Source organism: Amylibacter marinus, from assembly GCF_030160015.1.
Lineage (GTDB): Bacteria > Pseudomonadota > Alphaproteobacteria > Rhodobacterales > Rhodobacteraceae > Amylibacter > Amylibacter marinus.
In genome coordinates, this window is the sequence record NZ_BSNN01000002.1 from 774,702 (window position 1) to 795,456 (window position 20,755).

The window sequence follows — 20,755 nt, forward strand, 5'->3', positions numbered from 1 at the left end:
CCTATAAAAGTATCGCCGCCGCAAATCCCAAGAATGCTAAAAATCCGATAACATCCGTAACCGTGGTGACCAATGCGCTAGAGCCCAGCGCTGGGTCCACTCCGAAACGATCGAGAATCAGCGGCACATAAATACCCGCAAGGCTGGCAACGATTAAATTGATGATCATCGCCAAGCCCAGCACAACCCCCAACATTGCTGATCCATACCAAATAGACCCGATGCCCCCAATGATGATGGCAAAAGCCAAGCCATTTAACACGCCAACAGAGAATTCGCGCCCAATCACGCGCCATGCATTCGCGGGGGTTAAATCCTTGGTTGCCAATGCGCGAACGGCCACAGTCAGGGTTTGCGTACCTGCATTTCCCCCCATCGAGGCGACGATAGGCATCAAGACCGCCAAGGCGACGATGGCCTCTATGGTTGAGGTGAATTGCGCAATAACCAAAGAGGCTAGAATGGATGTCAGAAGATTGACCGCCAGCCAAGGGAAGCGCTGTTTCGCGGTATCCCAAATAGTATCCGTCAGGCTTTCGTCCCCAACACCTGCCAAGCGCTTGATATCTTCTTCAACTTCTTCGCCCAACACCTCCATTGCGTCATCGCTGGTGATCACACCGACCAGTCGGCTTTTGTCATCAACCACGGGCGCGGAAACCATATTATATTGGTTAAACGCATAGGCCACATCCTCTTGGGATTGGGTGACGGGGATGGTGATGAAATCTTCGTCCATCACACTGCTCAGCAGAACTTCACGCGGCTTAGTCAACAGGCTAAACAGCGCCACCTTACCCACCGGTTTCAGGCGTGGATCAACCAAGATAACTTCGTAAAATTCATCCGGCAATCCACCAGAAGATCGCAGAAAATCAATCGCTTGACCGATGTTCCAATGGGTTGGTGCCATGACCACCTCGCGTTGCATCAGGCGCCCAGCGGTCTGATCCGGGTATTGCAGAGATTGACGCACAGCAACCTGATCAGCATCCTCAAGTGCGCCCAGAACCCGCTCTTTTTGATCCTCTTCCAGCTCTTCGATCAGATCGACGACATCGTCGGTTTCCAGGTCTTTAAAGGCCTCGGTGACGACGGTATCAGGCATTTCTTCTAGCAGCTCAGCCGAGATATTCTCGTCCAGTTCACTTAAAACTTCGCCGTCGACCTCGTGCCCCCATAATTCGACCAGCTTCGAGCGTTTAGAGGGGGAAACCTGTTCAAGAATATCAGCCACATCCGCCGCGTGCAGCGGATCAAGCAAAGCGATCAGGCGCGGCTGGTCATTATGTTCGACACAGTCCAAAACCGCATCTATCAGATCAGCATTGATCTCATAGGCGCGCTCGCCCAATTCAGAATCGCCATCGACAGGGGTATTCATAGCGTATCGCCTATCTAATTTTATTGGATCGCCGCATTCACCGTAGCGCTAGATACGATTTTGGCATCACCATACCCCAAAGCCCTGGATTGATAGAACGCCGATTTTGCATTGCCGTCTGATGAAAACGGCCCCACATAAAGACGGTGGTTTTTACCCACTGGGAAAATCATGCTTTCATGCCCACTGGCATAGAATTTGGCCGCCAGAACCTCTGCGAGGTCTGTGGCAGTAAACGTGGCAACCTCTACATAAAATCCAGGCGCAACGGTTGATTTAGGCGCTGGAGCTGACTTGGCGGCTTGTTTTGCAGCGGTGGCCTTGGCCTCGCGCTCGGCTTTCCTAGCGGCCTTTTTGGCGGCCCTGTCTGCGGCGGCTTTCTCTTGGGCCTTGGCACGCTCGGCCGCTCTGGCCTGAGACAGCTCTTTGGCGCTAGGTGTTTTGGGCGCTGGTTTCTCTGTTGTCGTTGTAGAGGCTAGCTTGGCCGCGGGCTCTGCTTTGGTTAGGTTGCCTTGCTCATATTCTTTTTGCAATTGGCGCAATTCTTGTTTGCTGAGCTTTTTCTCGCGTTGGGTCGAGGCCGTGGCCACCGGAATCGGGGCCGTGGCCTTTGGCTTTGTCACCGGCTTTGGCGTCTTTTTGGCAGCAGTCGGCTTAGCCTTTACTGGTTTTGCCTTTTTTTCAGGAGGCTTGGGGGCTTCTTTTTTGGGGGGAGCTTCATTCACCTTGGCCGTATTTTCAGCCGCTGGTGTTTCTGCTTTAGCAACCTTAAACGTTGGGGTTAGATCATCGGAACAGATGTGGCGACGTGAGACATCAACCCGCGGCACCCAGTTTACCACACCCAGACGCCCTGCCCGTACAAACACACAGCCGTTGTTATCGACATATTGCTGGCCGTTAAATCCCGCTGGCGGAAGGTTTGCGGGGTTTTGAATCCCCTTTAGTGCACGTGCATGTGTGACATTGGCACTGATCAAAATTGCGGCCGTACAGAATAGAATTTTCGAATAGTTCACAAACCCGTCCCCTTATTATATTTTTGTCACCTAAACACCAGTGGCGACTCCTTCCCCTTATAATAGCGCAAAATTCCCAAAGCGCATCACCCTAATTGCCTCTATTTCAAGCGCTATGTTTTAGGGTAGCCGATTGTGCCCAATGCGGTGGTGATCTCAGACAAGATAGTTGGATCGTCGATCGTTGCCGGCATGGTATATGGTTCGCCGTCGGCAATTTTAGCAATTGTTCCGCGTAAAATTTTACCCGAGCGGGTTTTTGGCAATCGATCGACCACAACCGCCAATTTGAATGCTGCCACGGGGCCAATCTCTCCACGCACCCGTTTTATGCACTGGGCTATCAGATCGTCTGGGGAGGTTTCACAGCCCGCATTCACACACAGAAAACCAACCGGCAATTGGCCCTTTAACTTGTCCGCGGCACCAATTACCGCGCACTCGGCCACATCGGGGTGACCGGCTAGAACCTCTTCCATTTGGCCCGTTGACAACCTATGACCTGCGACGTTGATCACATCATCGGTGCGCGCCATGATATATAAATAACCATCCGCATCTTTGTACCCCGCATCCCCCGTTTCGTAATATCCATCGTATGTTTCTAGGTAGGAGGATTTAAAGCGCTGTTCGGCGTTCCACAATGTCGGTAATGTGCCCGGCGGCAGGGGTAGTTTTATGGCAATGGCACCCAGTTCTCCTGCAGGTTTTTCAACACCCGCCTCGTCCAGAATTTGGACATCGTATCCAGGCATCGGTACCGTTGGGGATCCCATTTTTATGGGCAACTGTTCTATACCCAGCGGATTTGCAGCAATGGCATAGCCCGTTTCTGTTTGCCACCAATGATCGATGACCGGAACCTTTAGATAGTTTTGCGCCCAATGGATGGTGTCTGGATCAGCGCGTTCGCCGGCCAAAAACAGTGATTGGAGGCAGCTGGTATCATAGTCGTCCAGAAAACTCGCAGCTGGGTCCACACGTTTGATTGCGCGAAAGGCAGTGGGGGCCGTGAACAGGCATTTCACATTATGTTCGCTGACCACCCGCCAGAATGCACCGGCATCGGGCGTGCCAACGGGTTTGCCCTCGAACACAATAGAGGTATTGCGGTTCAACAACGGAGCATAGCAAATATAGGAATGCCCGACCACCCAGCCCACGTCAGAGGCAGCCCAGAATACATCACCCGGATCCATATTATAGATGTTCTTCATGGTCCAATTCAGAGCCACCAAGTGACCCGCGCTGTGGCGAACCACCCCCTTGGGTGCGCCTGTGGTACCCGAGGTATAGAGGATATAAACAGGGTGATCGCCACGCACAGCCACACATTCAGCGGGCGTTGCCTGTGCAACCGTCTGCTGCCAATCGCAATCTTGTGGTTTGGACATATCTGCTGCGCATTCGGGACGTTGCAGAATTAGGCATGTGTCTGGGCTGTGCTGTGCGATTGAAATTGCTTCATCCAATAGAGGCTTATAGGCAATCACCCCAGAGGGTTCTATCCCACAAGAGGCCGACAAAATCGCCTTAGGCGTGGCGTCATCAATGCGCGTGGCTAATTCTTTGGCCGCAAAGCCACCAAACACCACCGTATGGATTGCGCCAATACGGGCACATGCCAGCATTGCGATCACCGCCTCGGCGATCATTGGCATATAGATCAACACCCGATCGCCAACAACCACACCGCGCTGTTGTAATGCACCACCAAGGTCCGCCACGCGCGATTGTAATTCTGCATAAGTGATTTTTGACTGGTTTCCAGTAATTGGACTATCATAGATCAGCGCAACCTGATCACCGAACCCAGCCTCCACATGGCGATCCACTGCATTGTAGCAGGTGTTGACCTGCGCATCTTTGAACCACTCAAATAGCGGGGAATTTTCCGAGAAAAGAGCCTTGGATGGGGGCGAAATCCAATCGATATCTTGTGCCAGCGTCATCCAGTATTGCTCTGGGTTATTTTGCCAAGCCTGATAGGTGGTTTGATACGACATTGAAACTCCTCCCAAAGTGTTGTGCCCATGATTGCCCAAATCGGTTGGGCATTGTGATGGTTTATGCCAGCACATAAGAATTTTGGGGCAAGCATATCAACATCGCAAGTGACAAATTGACATAGGAACGAAGATCAGGGGAAAGAATAAAAGGCAAAGACCGAAACTGAATCAAGAGGGGACGATTCAGATGCCCGTAAGGTAGGGGACAATGTGGGCGGATACTCGATCTTTGCCTTTCATCAATTAAGATAGCTAAATTGCTATCTCCACCTATGAGAAGGCCATTAACCGTACTCGTTTACAAATGCTTACACATCAAAAGCACAATTTAAGCAGATTGCCGCCAGTGCGCGCCACCCGTAGGCAGGAAATTGCCGAAACAACACTCAACCCATGCGGGTAAATATTAACAATTCACCACAAATTGCGGTCTTATGTGCGGTCTTCGGCGAAGATATTCGGAAAGCTGACCATGGATTTACTGATATCAACCTGCATTAGCGATTCGTAATCCTGTGGATCAAATGGATCACCCAGCGCGACCACCTCGCGCCCGATAAGCCAGCTTAGACGTCCGGCATCCAAATTCCCGCGTACAAAGGGCTCGGCACCGAACTGCTCAATCAATGTTTGTAGAAAAACCTCGTCGGCTTTACGGTCCACATTGCGCCGATCCGCATAGCGCTCGCGGCGGATGATCTCAGTCGGGCCCGATTTGTTTGGGCGGCGAATGGTGAATTGAAAATCTGTTCCAGGAAGTCTGGATGGGAATCCGCGGTGCTTGTGCATTTGGGCCTCGGGTTTTGATTTAGCGTGTTCTAGACCATAGTTGTACCGATACACAACTGTATTGGACAAGCCTTGCTGAGTGATTTAGCAAGTTGGCATGACTGATTTATCTCCTGTGCGTTTCTTGGATCGCGTCAGTCCTCCGCATATATTGACCCTAACAGTTATGTCGGCGGCATCCGCGATTCCAATGAATATTTTTGTGGCATCTTTGCCCGCAATGGCTGTGGCATTTAACGTATCCTATGCGGTGATGGCGCTGTCCATTTCTCTGTATTTGGCCACAGCTGGTGTTGTGCAGGTTATTGTTGGACCGCTGTCCGATCGTTTTGGGCGTCGCCCTGTTACCCTGTGGGCCTTGGGGATTTTTCTGCTGGCAACGCTGGGGGCTACATTCGCACCTGATTACTATAGCTTTATGGTTTTTCGCATTATTCAGGCCGCGGCTATTACGCTGACGGTGATCGCGCGGGCTACAATCCGCGATATGGTAACGCGCGAGAAAGCTGCCAGCATGATTGGCTATGTCACCATGGGGATGTCTGTGGCCCCCATGCTGGCCCCTGCAATTGGCGGCTATATCGAGGGCGCATTTGGTTGGCGCGCCAACTTTATCGCCCTGTTTGGCACCGGAATTTTGACGTTTGTGTTGATATATTTTGACCAAGGCGAGACCAATTTGTACAAATCCAGCAGTTTCGCCCAGCAATTTAAAACCTATCCAAATCTTTTGAAATCCAAACGATTTTGGGGCTATGTTTTTTCGGGCGCATTGGGGATTGGGATGTTCTTCTCGTATCTATCAAGTGCGCCGATTATAGGTGAGCGGGTGTATGGGCTATCGCCACAACAGGTTGGGCTATATTTGGCCATCACGCCTCTGGGGTATTTCGTGGGCAATGGCATTTCTGGACGTCACGCCGTGACATGGGGCATACCGCGCATGTTGTTGCTGGGCAGCATTTTGGGATTACTGGGCATGGTGGCTGGACTGATTTCAATTCAGTTAGCACCAAACTCTCCGTTGGCATTTTTTGCATTCACCGCCTCTATTGGATTGTGCAATGGGATGATCCTACCCAGCGCCAATGCGGGCCTGCTGGATGTACGCCCCGAATTAGCGGGTTCTGCCGCGGGATTGGGCGGGGCATTAATGACCCTAACGGGTGCATTCTTGGGGGCTATGGCCACTTTATATGTTGATACCGCCCATAGCGCGGCACCAATGATCCTGTTCGTTTTGGGGATCATGGTACTGGCGCTGATTGTGATACTGTGGACGATTGGCCAAGAGAAAAAGCAACTGGTCGGTTTTTCTTAGAGGTTCTGATGAGGCTGCTAAAGATATGTTTGGTGCTATATCTTGCGGTGTTTGCAGGGGTTTGGGCCTTGCGAATTCAGTTTATTTATCCCTTTGATCCTACACATGTGTCACCTGTCAGTGCAGGCGAACCTAGATTGCGCGAATATCTTGTTAACAGCTATGATGGCACAGAACTGGTCGTATGGGCCGCAGCCGCCACTGGATCGAAACCGTTGGTTTTCTATTTTCACGGCAATGCGGGTAATCTAGCCAGTCGCACGGGCCGCTTTAGGCGATTTTTGGATCGTGGGTATGGTGTAGTGGCAATGGCCTACCGCGGGTCATCGGGATCGGCAGGTCAGCCCAGCGAGGCCCATATTTCCCAAGATGTCCTGTATTTGCACGACAATCTTCCCCTCGCCCATAGTGGCGCGCTGATTTATTACGGCGAAAGTTTGGGTACAGGGGTAGCCATTCAGTTGGCACATGCGCGCAGACCAGATGCTCTTATCCTAGAGGCACCCTATCAATCCGTGGTTAAATTGGCCGCGGATGCTTGGCCGATATTTCCTGTGGCACAGGTGCTGGATCAGCGTTGGGAAAGCATCGATTATATTTCCCAGATCGATATGCCCCTATTGGTTATACATGGTAAACGCGACCAAGTGATCCCCATCGAACATGGCAGGGCAATTTTTCAGGCTGCCAAATCTGTGGATAAGCAGCTGTTTGTGCAACCAGATAGGAACCATCACAACCTGTGGTCTGTTCAAGGGCAAACCCAAATTTACAGTTTCATTGACAAGATAGAAAAATAAGGGCCCCAGAGGGCCCCTATTCTTAGATTGATTGTAGCAGTTGATCCAAGGATGCCTTGGCATCACCATATAGCATCCTGGTGTTTTCCTTGAAGAACAGCGGGTTCTCGATGCCCGAATACCCCGTTCCCTGACCGCGCTTAGAGACGATAACCGATTTCGCCTTCCAACATTCCAATACAGGCATACCTGCGATGGGGCTGTTTGGGTCTTCTTGGGCGGCGGGGTTCACGATGTCATTAGACCCGATCACAATCGCCACATCAGTTTCTGGGAAATCCTCGTTGATTTCATCCATCTCTAACACGATGTCATAGGGAACCTTGGCCTCTGCCAAGAGCACGTTCATATGCCCAGGCAGACGACCAGCAACGGGGTGAATTGCGAAACGCACGTTCTTACCTTTGTCGCGCAGACGGCGCACCAATTCAGACACGGATTGTTGCGCCTGTGCCACCGCCATGCCATAGCCCGGAATGATCACAACACTGTCTGCATCCTCCAACTGCGCGGCAACGCTGCTTACATCTGTCGCCACCATCTCGCCGTCGATCTCCATCGCAGGCCCCTTGGTACCGCCAAAGCCGCCCAAAATCACAGAGACAAACGACCGGTTCATCGCCTTACACATGATGTAGGACAAAATCGCACCAGAAGACCCCACAAGCGCACCGGTTACGATCAACAGATCATTGCCCAATAGGAAACCAGTGGCCGCCGCCGCCCAGCCAGAATAGCTGTTCAACATAGATACCACCACGGGCATGTCCGCGCCACCAATGGCCGCAACCAAATGCGCCCCAACCAAGAATGCAATGATCATCATCAAATACAGCGTCCAAGAGCCAGCGTGATCCATATACAGGATCAATAAGCCAAAGCTTAGGATAACCGCACCAGCATTCAGCCCATGGCGAAATGGCAGGATCAAGGCCTTGCCATCAATCTTACCTGCCAATTTAAGGTAGGCCACAATCGACCCAGTAAATGTGATCGCGCCAATAAACACACCCAAGAACACTTCGATTTCGTGGATCACCACCTCAGCGTGGGTCAAATCATGGGTGCCCGTGATGTCGGAATTAAGCCCGATGAAAACAGCCGCCAAGCCCACAAAACAGTGCAAGGCCGCAACCAGCTGTGGCATTTCCGTCATTTCAACGCGTTTGGCAACAACCGCACCGATAATCGCGCCAACCACCAACAATGGCAGCAGCAGTGCATAGGACCAGCCGCCCACACCCGGGCCAAAGATCGTGGCGAAAACCGCGATTCCCATACCCACAATACCATACCAAACGGCGCGCTTGGCCTTCTCTTGGTTGCTTAACCCGCCCAGTGCAAGGATGAACAAAACAGATGCCGCGATATAGGCGGCAGTAACAATACCTGTACTCATTAGTCTTTCCCCTTACGACTTTTGGAACATTTGCAACATGCGGCGGGTGACCATAAAGCCACCAACGATGTTAATGGTGGCAATCAACACAGAAATTCCCGCCAAAAGGGTAACGATGAAACCGCCACCCCCAATTTGCAATAACGCCCCAAGGATAATGATCCCTGAAATCGCATTGGTCACCGCCATTAGAGGTGTATGAAGGGAATGGCTGACATTCCAGATCACTTGGAAGCCAATGAAACAGGCCAAGGCGAATACGATAAAGTGCTGCATAAAGGATGCCGGTGCATAAGCCCCGATCAACAACATCAATGCCCCGCCTGTGGCCAACAAAATAGTTTGCTGCAGGCCCGCTTTTTTCATGGCCGCGGCCTCGGCGGCGGCAATTTCTTCCGCTGTGGGTTCAGGCGCGCTAGGGGCCTTGGCCGCGATCGCCTGAATTTTGGGCGGAGGTGGCGGGAAGGTAATTGCGCCTTCATGGGTAATGGTTGCCCCGCGGATAACATCGTCTTCCATGTTGTGGTTCACAACCCCATCCTTTTCTGGGGTCAAATCAGACATCATGTGACGGATGTTATTTGCATAGAGCGTTGAAGATTGCGCGGCCATGCGGCTGGGCAAATCCGTATAACCAATGATCGTTACGCCATTTGCAGATAGGATTTTTTCATCAGCAACGGTCAAATCACAATTGCCACCACGTTCGGCGGCCAGATCTACAACCACAGAACCTGACTTTTGCAAGGCCACCATGTCTTCTAGCCACAGTTTAGGCGCATCACGCCCCGGAATTAGCGCCGTGGTGATCACGATATCCATGTCTGGTGCCAGCTCGCGGAATTTTTCCAGCTGTTTTTCACGGAACTCGGGGCTAGAAGGTGCGGCGTAACCACCGGTTTCTGCGCCATCTGTTTGCTCTTCTTCGAAATCCAGATAAACGAATTCTGCGCCCATAGACTCGATTTGCTCGGCAACCTCGGGGCGAACGTCAAATGCATAAACCACCGCACCCAGTGATGTAGCCGCGCCAATTGCGGCCAGACCGGCGACACCTGCCCCCACAATCAAAACCTTGGCTGGGGGAACCTTGCCTGCGGCGGTTACTTGGCCAGTAAAAAAGCGACCAAAGTTATTGCCCGCCTCCATCACCGCGCGGTAGCCTGCGATATTGGCCATGGATGACAGCGCATCCATTTTCTGGGCACGGCTGATACGCGGGACCATATCCATGGCAATCACATGCGCGCCCTTGGCGTTTGCCGCATCCATCAGCTCGGTGTTTTGGGCTGGGTAGAAGAAAGAGATCAGTGTCTGCTCTTTGCGCAGACGTTTGATTTCCACATCCTCTGGTGGGCGAACCTTGGCGACCACATCGGCCTCTTTAAATAGCGCAGCCGCCGTTGCAGCGATTTTTACGCCAGCATCCTTGTAATCCTGATCAGAAAACCCTGCGGCCAGACCTGCCCCTTTTTCAATAGAGCATTCATAGCCAAGTTTCTGAAGTTGAGTGGCGGATTCTGGCGTCATCGCAACGCGGTTCTCTCCGTCAAATATCTCTTTTGGTGTCCCGATACGCATGACAAACCTCCTTTGTTCAAGCATTGCCGCATTGGGGATCGGCAATTTATAACCAGATGAATCGATCCTCTGGAATGTGCGAGGCAATGTTGCACATCAATCAGGGGATGGGAAACGCTAAATGACTAAATTCTGCAAAAAACGATAGGTCGATGCCAGAATCTTGTTCTGGCGTCCTGCGTGCGACACATATGAAAACAGGCACGGGGAAAATTCCGTGCCTGTGCAATAATCTAGAGCAGAACTAGAATGCCAATCTAGGCCCTATAGTTGTGCCATAACTTCGTCAGAGGCATCCATATTGGTGGTTACGTTTTGGATGTCATCATCATCTTCCAAAGCCTCGATCAGGCGCATCAATTTTTCTGCACCCTCTAAGTCTACCTCTGTAACGGTCGTGGGTTTCCAGATCAGCTTGGTCGTTTCGGATTCGCCTAGTGCCTTTTCAAGAGCCGTGGACACCTCATTCAAATCCGTAAATTCACAATATACATCATGCCCCTCATCAGAGCTCTCTACATCCTCAGCCCCTGCCTCGATCGCATGATCAAGCATCGTATCTGCATCGCCGGCACTTGCCGGGTACACCACCAGCCCTTTGCGTTCGAACATAAAGGATACCGCACCAGTTTCGGCCAGATTACCGCCAGATTTGGTAAACAGAGAGCGCACGGTAGATGCGGTGCGGTTTTTATTGTCGGTCATAGCCTCGACGATCACTGCAATGCCACCGGGGCCATAGCCCTCGTAGCGGATTTCGTCATAGTTTTCCGCATCCCCACCTGTGGCCTTGCCGATGGCACGTTCGATCACATCCTTGGGCACAGAATTTGATTTCGCCTCTTTCACCGCTAGGCGCAGGCGTGGGTTTTTCTCGGGATCGGGGTCGCCCATTTTCGCGGCAACAGTGATCTCTTTGGACAGTTTTGAAAACAGTTTCGAGCGCAGCTTATCCTGACGGCCCTTACGGTGTTGGATATTTGCCCATTTGGAATGGCCGGCCATGGTGTGATCCCTTTGCTAATTTGCCTTGGCGCTTTATAAGAAGCCCTGCCACAGGTTTCAAGCGCCATTGCCCGCGCTATAATTCCCAAAATACCGGGATCAAGGCCGAGGCCACCAACCCAATTATAATATTCAATGGCACACCAATTTTCATAAAATCAGTAAAGGCATAGCCACCGGGGCCGTAAACCAAAGTATTGGTTTGATAGCCAATTGGCGTGGCAAAGCTGGCGCTGGCGGCAACCATCACCGCCACGACCAATGGGCGAGGATCCATGCCCAGCGCCCCCGCCAGCGCGATGGCAATGGGGGTAACCACCACCGCAACAGCGTTATTAGAAACCAATTCTGTCAAAACCGAGGTCAGCAGATAGATCGCCCAGATTACGAAAAACGGCGGCAGGCCATACAACAGGGGTGCAACCGCATTGGCGATCAATGCCACCGCCCCCGATGCCTGTAGTGCCGCACCAATCGCCAGCATTGAAAAAATCAGCACCAACAGGCGCCCATCGACGGCATCAAAGGCCTCTTCGGCATCTATACAGCGGGTCAACAACACCAGCGCCACCGCAATGACCGCCACGGCGAAAATAGGCGCAAAGCCCAATGCCGCTAGTGTTACCACCCCGAACAGGGCCAATAGGATTATTGGGGCATGCCCGCGGCGATAGGCGCGCTCAGTTGGTTCGGCTAGATTCACCAAATTCATTTCATCCGCAAGGCGCGCAATATCTTCGCCCGCCCCCTCTAACAAAATGGTATCCCCCACCTTAATCACGATATCATCCAGCTGGCTGCCGATGTTTTGATTTTTGCGGTGCAGGGCCAACGCATAGACGCCGTAGCCGCGGCGCAGGTGCAATTTCCCCAAGCGGCGCCCGATCATGCGGCATCCTGGAGTGATCAGAGCCTCAACCGTAGTAGCCTCTTTCGAGGAGACACTATCAGCGACAGATACATCACGGCCTTCCTTTAGGCCTAACAATTCACCCACAGGAGTTTTCATCACAACCCGATCCCCCGCCATCAGCTCGATGCTGCCTAGGCGACGGCGCAAGCTGTTATCAGCACGCAGTACGTCAATTACACGCCCGCCGTCGCGCTTAAACATATCCACATCGCGTGGTTGTTGCCCGATCAATGCGCTGTCTGTTGGGATCACCAATTCGGTTATAAAGCGCTTGCTGTTGTTGCGCCCCAGCATATCCGACATGCTGGAACGATCCGGCAACAACCGGTTTGCAAACAATCGAAGGTATACCCCCCCCACCAAAACCAAGATAATCGCCAGTGGTGTCACCTCGAACATAGTAAAAGGCGCCAAGCCCTCGGCGCGTGCCACCCCATCCACCAACAGGTTGGTCGAGGTTCCAATCAGCGTCAAAATACCACCCAAAATTGCCATATAAGACAGCGGGATCAGCAGTTTAGAACCGGAAACGCCCAATATCTTGGCCATTTGCATAGCTATCGGGATCATGATCACAACCACAGGGGTATTGTTCATAAAGGCCGAAGCGATCACCACAAAGATCGCCAGCCCAAAGAGCACGCTTTTGGGCCTTTTTGACCCCAATGCGGTTACCATCTCTGTTAGCTGTGACAAGGCCCCTGTGCGGATCAAGGCCCCCGAGAGAATGAACATGGCCGCGATAGTCCAAGGGGCAGGATTGGAAAACACATCCAGCGCCATTGAATAAGGCAAAATACCACTCAGCAGCAAGAACGCCGCCCCAGATAGCGCGATCACCTCGGTGGGATAGACCTCGCGGATAAAACCTGCGAACATGACACCAATGACCCCCATCGCCAAGAAGGGGTGGAGGAACTCGGGAATAAACGAAACCAGCATTTGCGATCCTATTCAAATTGCAGACAATGTATCAACTGCGTCGCTTTGCTCAAGGGGTCTGTTGCGCATGTGCTGTATTGTCCCCCTTCGGGTGCACCAATGCCAACGCGCCTAACATACAGGCCAATGCAGCCCAAATATATCCGGTATAGATTTCGCCCAGCAACCACAGTGACCAAATCACTCCAAATATGGTGACCAAATAGGCCACCAGCCCCGCGAATACAGGACCGGCGCGGCCAATCATCCAGATATATCCCCCATAAGCAAAGGCATGCAATGTGCCCGCCGCTAGGATTGCAAGATCCGATCTATCCAGCCCGCCCTGCCAGATTGGGGCAAACCCGCCAAACATCCAGAAATACACGCTTAGCGCGATAATCCCGCAAACAGATGCGCCAAGAAGTGTCTCGTGAGTTGTAAGCCCATCTAGGCCAAAATGGGCGATAAAGTTATCCTCGATGGCATAGCACAGCGGCGCGACCAAGGCGATCAGCACATAGTATTTGCTACTGCCTGCAGGCAATGCGGCCTCGGGGCCGATCAACAAAAATATCGCACTGGCGCCCAGTAAAATGCCAGACAGGCGCACCACATTGGGGATTTCTTGGCCGGTCAATATGGCGATTGGCATGATGAATATGGGAACCAAGGCAATAGTGATGGCCACAACACCTGCTGGCAAATGATGCATCGCCGTAATTGAAAAAACCGCCGGAAGCAGAGAACCGAAGCCCGCAATCCACAAAAATAAGGCAAAGCGCTTCCTGGTGATTTTGACCCTGCGACGCCGCGGTAAAAACAACAGGAATGCGACCAGTGCTGTCATCACCTGAAACCAGAATATCATCACTGGTGCGCTATGGCCCGTTTCAAGTGCGATTTTAGTCAGTGGGATCGTTGCGCCCCAAACCGCCCCTAACAATATCAGCGGGGCAAAGAGCCACAACTTAGAATTCATTGGGGCATCGATTGTTGCAATCGCCCACCCTGACGGATCTGCAAAACTGATTTCGCTAGCCCAGTTGCATCATCTGTTTCGATCATGATGCCAGACAGGGTTGCCTCGCCTGCGGCGGGGGTAAAGCGCTCTTTATTCATACCCGTGATAAAACGGCGCATTGGCTCATCTTTCTGCATCCCAATGACGGAATTATAATCCCCGCACATGCCTGCATCGGATTGATGCGCGGTGCCACGCGGTAAAATTTGTGCATCGGCTGTCGGGATATGCGTGTGTGTTCCCACCACCAATGAGGCGCGCCCATCCAGCCAGTGCCCCATAGCCACCTTTTCAGATGTTGCCTCCGCGTGGAAATCAACAATCACCGCATCGACAGATCCCTTCATCGGGTGAACCCGCAGGGCGGCATCCAAGGCAGAAAACGGATCAGAAAAAGGTTTTTTCATGAAAACTTGCCCCAGTGCCTGAGCAACCAAGACCTTCTTGCCATTGCGTGCCTTGATCACTCGCGCGCCCTTGCCCGGGGCCGCAGGGGCATAATTTAGCGGGCGGACGATGCGCGGGTCTTGTTCGCAGAAGCTCAACATATCGCGTTGATCAAAGGCGTGATCCCCCAAGGTAATGCAATCGGCCCCTGCCTCAAACAACACCTTGGCATGCCCGCCAGACAGCCCCATGCCGCCGGTGGCATTTTCACCATTGATCACGATGAAATCCAGCCCCCAGTCTTCGCGCAATTTTGGCAGGCGTTCGCTGATGGCTTTGCGTCCTGCGCGCCCCATAACATCCCCAAGAAACAGTATTTTCATGAATCTCTCCCCCCCACGCTTAAAACGTCAGGATGCCCTTTTCTGTTATTATTGCATCCAACGCATAATCGGTATCCTCGCGCGGAACCATCATGACCTCTTGCTCTGAATAGGCAAATCCAACAGCCTGCACATCCTTGGTTTCGGACAATTGCGCAAAACTGCGATCATAGAAGCCGCCTCCGTAGCCCAGACGATACCCCCCCCGATCAAATGCCGCCAAGGGGGTAATCACTATATCAGGGCGCAGTACCGTTGCATTTTTGGGCACCGAGGTGCCGAATGCACCCTTGGTCATTTCGGCATCTGGCGCCCACTGGTGAAATTCTAGCGGCATTGCTGTGCCCATAACCACCGGCACGCAGACCACCCGCCCCCGCGCCACCATTTTAGACATGGCATTTAGCGGTGACAGTTCTGTGCGAATGGGAAGATAGGCCGCAATGATCGCCGCCTCGTCCTGCATTTTTAGAAATGATATCAGCTGCGCGTTGGCCTTCGCATCCACACCCGATATATGGGCCTGCGCGCGCGCGGCAAAGGCCGCCTGACGGCATTGCTGTTTAAGGCTACTTATATCCATTTTACCCTCGGGTTCATCTATGCCCTGATTGGGGCTTTTGAGTTGCTTTTGCAATGGAATTTATTGGGAAAGGTTGGCGGGCCCGCAAAATCATGCCGTTGAGCAATCAACGCATCGGTGGAAAGGAGTCATTTCCGGGAGCCTGTGTAAAACAGGTGGGCACCGGGTGTGATAGACCAGGATCAGTCACAGAGCCAGCTCCCTCAAGAAAGATTATCGGCCACTGAAATAGAGTTTCTCACCTGAAGGGCAGAACCCGCCAGCCCCTAAGCTAGCCGATACACCGGCAAATGGCAAGGTGGAGGATAATCTTACCCTTAAATTTGATCCCATTTTATTTAATCTTTATTAATGACCGCAGGTCAGGATTGGTCCAAGCATATGGGCCAAAACATGAAGCACCAAGACCTAGAGAAACAACGACAACCAGCGGTAAACGGCGTGAAATCCCTGCCACAGACGCCGCAATCAGTGCTCTTCTACGGGTGTCTGTTTGAACAGGGGCGCGCGCAAACTGCCGAGGCAGTTCAATTCAATGCTCGACTGATCGAGACTGGGTGGGATTTACACACGGTTTCTGGTCGAACCGATACGCTGAATCAAAAGATCGTTAACTATCGCACCCCCTATAAGTTTAAACGATCTGTTGCGTTTCTGGCTAAATATGACCGTGTTATCATCCAGTTAGCAGAATTCGCCCACCCCAGTTATCAATGCGGAACCATATGGCGCAAAACCAAAGAGCGGGTTCGCATGCATCGGATGTTAAATTTGCTCATTCAATCAGGACATCGAGTGCATTTGGTTGGCACCCGACGTCAGATGTTTCAATCCGGCCTCGTACATCTGCCCAAACATGCCAGCTTCGACACCCTGCCTGCGCTTTTGTGTGCGTTGGGGGGCGTTGAGCCGCCCCTCAAATCCAAGAGTATCCAACGGGCAACACGTGTTCTGTACGATCACGCCAATTACCTTCATCAAGACGGGCGTTTTACGGCGACACGGTTGCACAGCCAACTTCAACATCAGGCGCATCCAGACGACGATCTTGTAAAAATCTGCGAGTTCGCCCAAAGCTCTGCGTTCTTTCGTCATGGGCTGGTCACACGGGTGCGTCGCGCGCGCATTCAGCCCAGCGCACCCGCAGTTCAGACCACGCCCCCCCATCCTCTGCGCGATATCGCGATGCATAATGCCGAAGAGTCGGGTTTACCCAGATACGCCCTACATCTGCGGGCATTTTTTGGGCTGACAACGACATATCCCATCGCAACGCACCAGCAAAAAGAAGCGTTTTTGCGCTGGTATGTAGAAAAATCACGTGAACGATTGCCTGATTTTTGGGTACCCCGCCCAACCGATGATCGTCCCAATTTGGACACGGATGCCAGTAAGGATGCCCTAGATATCGCACATTATCTAGAAGACCCAAATCACGCTAAGCTGTGCAATCCCGAAATTCGCGCGCTATTGCAAAAACGTGTTTGCGAGACTGGGCCCACCGGATTGGCTATTCTGTTGGCACTGTTGGTGCGACTGCCTGTCAGTCAGGAGGTGCTGGATAACCCATGGCAGGCGGGGGAAATCGCACACTGGTTTAGCAAGGTCGTATTAAATATCGAGCCAGAGCTAGGCCCACGAAATGCTCCTCTGCTCTCACAAAGCACGGGCAGGTGCATTGCGCAGATATCTGGGTTGTCGAATGGTGGGTCGGGATTGGCTGTGAATTTTGAGATGACACGACAGGCCTTGGACAAGTTATCGATCCCTGCAACCCTATTAGATGTTGAAAACAGAGCGCCCCCACAACAGCACACGAGCCATAGCGCGCAGACCAAAGTGCGCAAAAATTTCATCATCCATCACGTCAACGCAGATCGCGTGCCTCTGGCCTGTATGACCCCACAGCTGTGTCACCGGAACGATATTTTTCATATCGGATATTTCCTATGGGAAACCAGCGCCTTGCCAGAGATCCATCAACTGGGCATCGATTTGATGAATGAGATTTGGACTCCCAGCACATTCGTAACCGATCTTTACCGCGCCAACAGCAATCAAGTGGTAAAAACAATGGGCAAGTCAATTCCTCAACTATCAGATCTAGCGAATATGGCGGATAAAGCCACGCGCGATCCGAACTCTTTCACGGTTGTGAATGCCTTTGATTTTCACTCTTCGCTAGAACGTAAGAACCCTCTTGCTACGCTTATTGGATTTCAACGCGCCTTCCCGAAAAAACAATACCCACATGCGCGCTTGATCCTGAAATCAACACCCAGCGCATCCGGGCATTGGGGTGATCCAAACGATCAATTGGCACAAATTCGCAAGGCTCAAATCCAGGATTCTCGGATAAAATTGATCGAAGAGCGCATCCCTACGCTACAGTTTTTTCAACTAATTGCTCAGGCCGATTGTGTTGTTTCCAGCCATCGAGGCGAGGGTTTTGGGTATCTACCAGCCTATGCTCTGGCGCTGAAACGGCCGCTGATATGCACCAATTGGGGGGGAAATACCGATTTTTGCACGAAAAGAACCAGCCTATTGCTAGAGCCTAACCTAATACCTGTACCACAGGGGCATTCAATTTATGAGGCAAAGGGTGCGCAATGGGCCAATGTAGATCCAAACCAAATTGCTACGCATCTGCATTCTGTATTAGACGACCCGTTGCAGGCAAAAAAACGTGCGCAAAAAGGGTTTGATGAGGTTTGGGCGCGTTACGCCCCCGAAACCTATGCCAACAGTATTTCGCAGCGATTACAGGATCTAGGCTTGATCTAGGCTCGCCTTCATTCATAGAATGAAAAGATGGCAGTAGATGGCAAAAAGCTGGGAAAATTATTGGCAAGGGGTGTAACGCGCCACCTTGCGCAATTGAATTATCGTACTTTGACTGAATTCACCCTGAGCACTGGGCGCAGGGTCGATGTGATTGGACTGGGCCCTAGAGGGGAGGTTTGGATTGTTGAATGCAAATCCAGTAAGGCGGATTTTCAATCTGATTCTAAGTGGATGGACTATTTGGAATGGTGTGACCGATTTTTCTGGGCCACGCCACTAGGTTTCCCGCTAGACATCCTGCCCAAAAATATGGGGATCATTTGCGCAGACCCCTATGGTGCAGAAATCGTTGCACCAGCGGCAGAAACCAAGCTTTCAGCACCACGTCGCAGAAGTCTTACGCTGCAATTTGCCCGCAACAGTGCCCAAAGGTTACATGCCCTAACCGATCCTAAAATTGATACCTAGCAGCTACTTAGCTCGCGCAGCGGCAGCGGCGGCGCGAATCTCTTCTGCGATCTCTTCGGCCTCTTCAGGTTCGAAATCCATTGGAACCTCGAAACCATTCCCTTCGATATACAAACGGACCATTCCCGAGCTGGTCGGGCCAATTTGCAGGTTAGCTTCGATATCTGATGCGGAATTAATACCCATTTTTCTATCCTTTTTGTCGTGCATGCTCGCTATCAACAGAAAGTCACAAATTCAAGCCCGATCGCTATTGATAGTTGTTTGCGCATAGGTTACATGACCCGAGATGTGCCGGCGTAGCTCAGTAGGTTAGAGCGCTTGATTGTGGATCAAGAGGCCCCCCGTTCGAGCCGGGGCGCTGGTACCATCCCCCCAAACTTAATCTTCGTTGTGGATTGTAACTTGGCCGCCACCAGATTTTTTTGAATCATACATTGCTTGGTCCGTAGAATTGTATGCCTCGTCAAAATCACACGGGCTATCGATAATTCGTATTCCGATGCTGGCGCTAATGCGGCATTTTTCACCCTGAAAATTGATGGGCTTTTCCAGCTCTTCTATAATCCGATGCGAAAGCCGCTTTACCGCTTTTACATCAGAAAAATCGCCAAGCAGCAGAACGAACTCGTCGCCCCCTGCCCGTACCACCAAATCCGATGGGCGCGTTAACAGGCCCAATTTTTCGCTAACAATTTTCAGCACCCGATCCCCAGCGGCATGCCCCAGCGTATCATTGATCGATTTAAACCGATCTAGATCGATCAGCACCAAGGCGAAGGGAATGAATTTCTGACGCCGCATGATCCGATTAACAAAGGCATGTAGCGCACGCCGATTGTGCAATCCCGTCAGCGGGTCTCTATCAGCCTTGGCATAGGCCTCTTTGCGATCCTTGTTCATCTCAATCGCTACTTTTCGAGATTCCCGCAATAGGGCCTGCTGTACCTCGATTAAATAGATCATATCGATACTGGGATCGGTAGGGGCAAAATCAGTGGCAACCAAGTTTAGATTTTCGATAATATGAATGGCGTTCACGCCAAGGGAAAAATTCACCAAGTACCCCTGTTCCATGGGTAGTTTATGGGCGATTGCGTTCAGGCGCTTTGCATTTCCATTACACAGGTTGACCCGCAGGGACTGTTCCCCATCAGCTTCGCCCTTTGCGGATTGCATGAATAGTTGTGGATTGCGCAGCTCGAAATGATCAAAGAAGCTAGAGCCTACGGCCGAGTCTTCGTTTAATATCTTATGCAATGTTGGCCCTAAATGGATTAATTTAAAACCATTATCCAGCATGCAGTGCATAGGCATAAACCGATCCATGAACATCCATGATGTGGTTAAGCTTTTGGTTGAGAATTGAAACATCCGATCCCCTAAGCGGCGCTGGGTTGGGAATTTAGCCCAGCATCGTTAAATATATGTATTCTGAAGATATCGCGGTCTATTCCACCCTGAACACGTGGTTGATGCGTTACCGTAACCAGCGCCCCATAATCATCAGCCATGGCCCGCAACAGCCCTAAAAACACCGCACCATACCCTTGTTTTTCGAATTCATATTTCACGATAAATTCGTCGGCCGCTTTGCGGTCAACCTGCATTAGGGGCATATCAAGATCGGGTATGGCGATCGATGCGCGGTCATAAACATCCTCAAGAGAGTGGAGGAAGCCAACATAGTTAACCCCGCCCAATCTCAACAGGCGCCGCACCGAAGGCGAGCAATGTTCGGAGACAAGAAATGTACCAAAATCTTCTAGAATTTCATCGCGCTTGCGTTGAACAATCTGCGAAATTGAATCCAATATCAGTTCGGAATAGAATTCATCGTAGGGCAACACCGTTTCGAAATTTTGAAACGGCAAATCCGCATCTGCGCAGACTTCATGCCAGACCTCACTTCCATATATACTGACAACGAAACACTGTAGTCCGCGATTTACCATTCCATGCATCATCATTTCCCATACTGA

Annotated in this window: 18 protein-coding genes and 1 tRNA gene; 5 read left to right on the plus strand and 14 right to left on the minus strand. The window is 51.6% G+C overall.

Annotation, left to right across the window (positions count from 1 at the left end; translation table 11 throughout):
• Position 1: 1 nt before the first annotated feature.
• From mgtE to QQL62_RS04645, 4 genes are all read right to left on the minus strand, one after another.
• Positions 2–1,384 carry a magnesium transporter gene (gene mgtE, locus QQL62_RS04630; protein WP_284376513.1) on the minus strand — a complete coding sequence of 461 codons (1,383 nt, stop codon included), beginning with the start codon at positions 1,382–1,384 and terminating at the stop codon, positions 2–4.
• Positions 1,385–1,404: 20 nt separating this feature from the next.
• Positions 1,405–2,403 carry a hypothetical protein gene (locus tag QQL62_RS04635; protein ID WP_284376515.1) on the minus strand — a complete coding sequence of 333 codons (999 nt, stop codon included), beginning with the start codon at positions 2,401–2,403 and terminating at the stop codon, positions 1,405–1,407.
• A gap of 113 nt (positions 2,404–2,516) precedes the next feature.
• Positions 2,517–4,409: a propionyl-CoA synthetase gene (locus tag QQL62_RS04640; RefSeq protein ID WP_284376516.1), complete on the minus strand. Its 1,893-nt coding sequence runs from the start codon at positions 4,407–4,409 to the stop codon at positions 2,517–2,519.
• A 435-nt stretch (positions 4,410–4,844) separates the two neighbouring features.
• Entirely contained in the window at positions 4,845–5,201 is a 357-nt protein-coding gene (locus QQL62_RS04645; protein WP_284377188.1) for a hypothetical protein, read from the minus strand.
• Positions 5,202–5,298: 97 nt separating this feature from the next.
• Here QQL62_RS04645 and QQL62_RS04650 point away from each other — a divergent pair, with 97 nt between their 5' ends.
• Positions 5,299–6,522, plus strand: coding sequence for a multidrug effflux MFS transporter (locus QQL62_RS04650; RefSeq protein ID WP_284376519.1), 1,224 nt, complete (start codon positions 5,299–5,301; stop codon positions 6,520–6,522).
• A gap of 137 nt (positions 6,523–6,659) precedes the next feature.
• Positions 6,660–7,322: an alpha/beta hydrolase gene (locus tag QQL62_RS04655; RefSeq protein WP_284376521.1), complete on the plus strand. Its 663-nt coding sequence runs from the start codon at positions 6,660–6,662 to the stop codon at positions 7,320–7,322.
• A gap of 22 nt (positions 7,323–7,344) precedes the next feature.
• Here QQL62_RS04655 and pntB read toward each other — a convergent pair whose 3' ends face one another.
• The 7 genes from pntB to QQL62_RS04690 all read right to left on the minus strand — a co-directional run bounded on the left by pntB (position 7,345) and on the right by QQL62_RS04690 (position 15,518).
• Positions 7,345–8,721: a Re/Si-specific NAD(P)(+) transhydrogenase subunit beta gene (gene pntB, locus QQL62_RS04660; RefSeq protein WP_284376523.1), complete on the minus strand. Its 1,377-nt coding sequence runs from the start codon at positions 8,719–8,721 to the stop codon at positions 7,345–7,347.
• Positions 8,722–8,733: 12 nt separating this feature from the next.
• Positions 8,734–10,302, minus strand: a complete 1,569-nt coding sequence (locus QQL62_RS04665; RefSeq protein ID WP_284376525.1) for a Re/Si-specific NAD(P)(+) transhydrogenase subunit alpha — start codon at positions 10,300–10,302, stop codon at positions 8,734–8,736.
• 264 nt (positions 10,303–10,566) lie between these two features.
• The gene (locus tag QQL62_RS04670) at positions 10,567–11,307 is read right to left on the minus strand and encodes a YebC/PmpR family DNA-binding transcriptional regulator (protein WP_284376527.1); all 741 of its coding nucleotides are present in this window, start codon (positions 11,305–11,307) and stop codon (positions 10,567–10,569) included.
• 76 nt (positions 11,308–11,383) lie between these two features.
• Positions 11,384–13,162 carry an SLC13 family permease gene (locus QQL62_RS04675; RefSeq protein ID WP_284376529.1) on the minus strand — a complete coding sequence of 593 codons (1,779 nt, stop codon included), beginning with the start codon at positions 13,160–13,162 and terminating at the stop codon, positions 11,384–11,386.
• A gap of 49 nt (positions 13,163–13,211) precedes the next feature.
• Positions 13,212–14,123 (minus strand): DMT family transporter, encoded by a 912-nt coding sequence (locus tag QQL62_RS04680; RefSeq protein ID WP_284376530.1) that lies wholly within the window; start codon positions 14,121–14,123, stop codon positions 13,212–13,214.
• Positions 14,120–14,935: a TIGR00282 family metallophosphoesterase gene (locus tag QQL62_RS04685; protein WP_284376531.1), complete on the minus strand. Its 816-nt coding sequence runs from the start codon at positions 14,933–14,935 to the stop codon at positions 14,120–14,122. The genes QQL62_RS04680 and QQL62_RS04685 overlap by 4 nt, the downstream gene beginning before the upstream one ends.
• Positions 14,936–14,954: 19 nt before the next feature.
• On the minus strand, positions 14,955–15,518 hold the full coding sequence (locus QQL62_RS04690; protein ID WP_284376532.1) for a 5-formyltetrahydrofolate cyclo-ligase: 564 nt from the start codon (positions 15,516–15,518) through the stop codon (positions 14,955–14,957).
• A 393-nt stretch (positions 15,519–15,911) separates the two neighbouring features.
• Here QQL62_RS04690 and QQL62_RS04695 point away from each other — a divergent pair, with 393 nt between their 5' ends.
• Positions 15,912–18,305 (plus strand): glycosyltransferase, encoded by a 2,394-nt coding sequence (locus tag QQL62_RS04695; RefSeq protein ID WP_284376534.1) that lies wholly within the window; start codon positions 15,912–15,914, stop codon positions 18,303–18,305.
• 27 nt (positions 18,306–18,332) lie between these two features.
• A complete protein-coding gene (locus QQL62_RS04700; protein WP_284376536.1) occupies positions 18,333–18,773 on the plus strand; it encodes an MmcB family DNA repair protein in 441 nt (146 codons plus the stop codon).
• A 3-nt stretch (positions 18,774–18,776) separates the two neighbouring features.
• Here QQL62_RS04700 and QQL62_RS04705 read toward each other — a convergent pair whose 3' ends face one another.
• Entirely contained in the window at positions 18,777–18,959 is a 183-nt protein-coding gene (locus QQL62_RS04705) for a DUF6324 family protein (protein ID WP_284376538.1), read from the minus strand.
• A gap of 107 nt (positions 18,960–19,066) precedes the next feature.
• On the opposite strand from QQL62_RS04705, the gene QQL62_RS04710 reads away from it, so the two are divergent.
• A tRNA-His gene (locus tag QQL62_RS04710) sits at positions 19,067–19,143 on the plus strand.
• An 11-nt stretch (positions 19,144–19,154) separates the two neighbouring features.
• On the opposite strand, the gene QQL62_RS04715 is transcribed toward QQL62_RS04710, so the two are convergent.
• Complete coding sequence (locus QQL62_RS04715) at positions 19,155–20,147, minus strand: GGDEF domain-containing protein (RefSeq protein WP_284376539.1); 993 nt, start codon at positions 20,145–20,147, stop codon at positions 19,155–19,157.
• Positions 20,148–20,155: 8 nt separating this feature from the next.
• Entirely contained in the window at positions 20,156–20,728 is a 573-nt protein-coding gene (locus QQL62_RS04720) for a heme NO-binding domain-containing protein (protein ID WP_284376541.1), read from the minus strand.
• Positions 20,729–20,755: the final 27 nt, after the last annotated feature.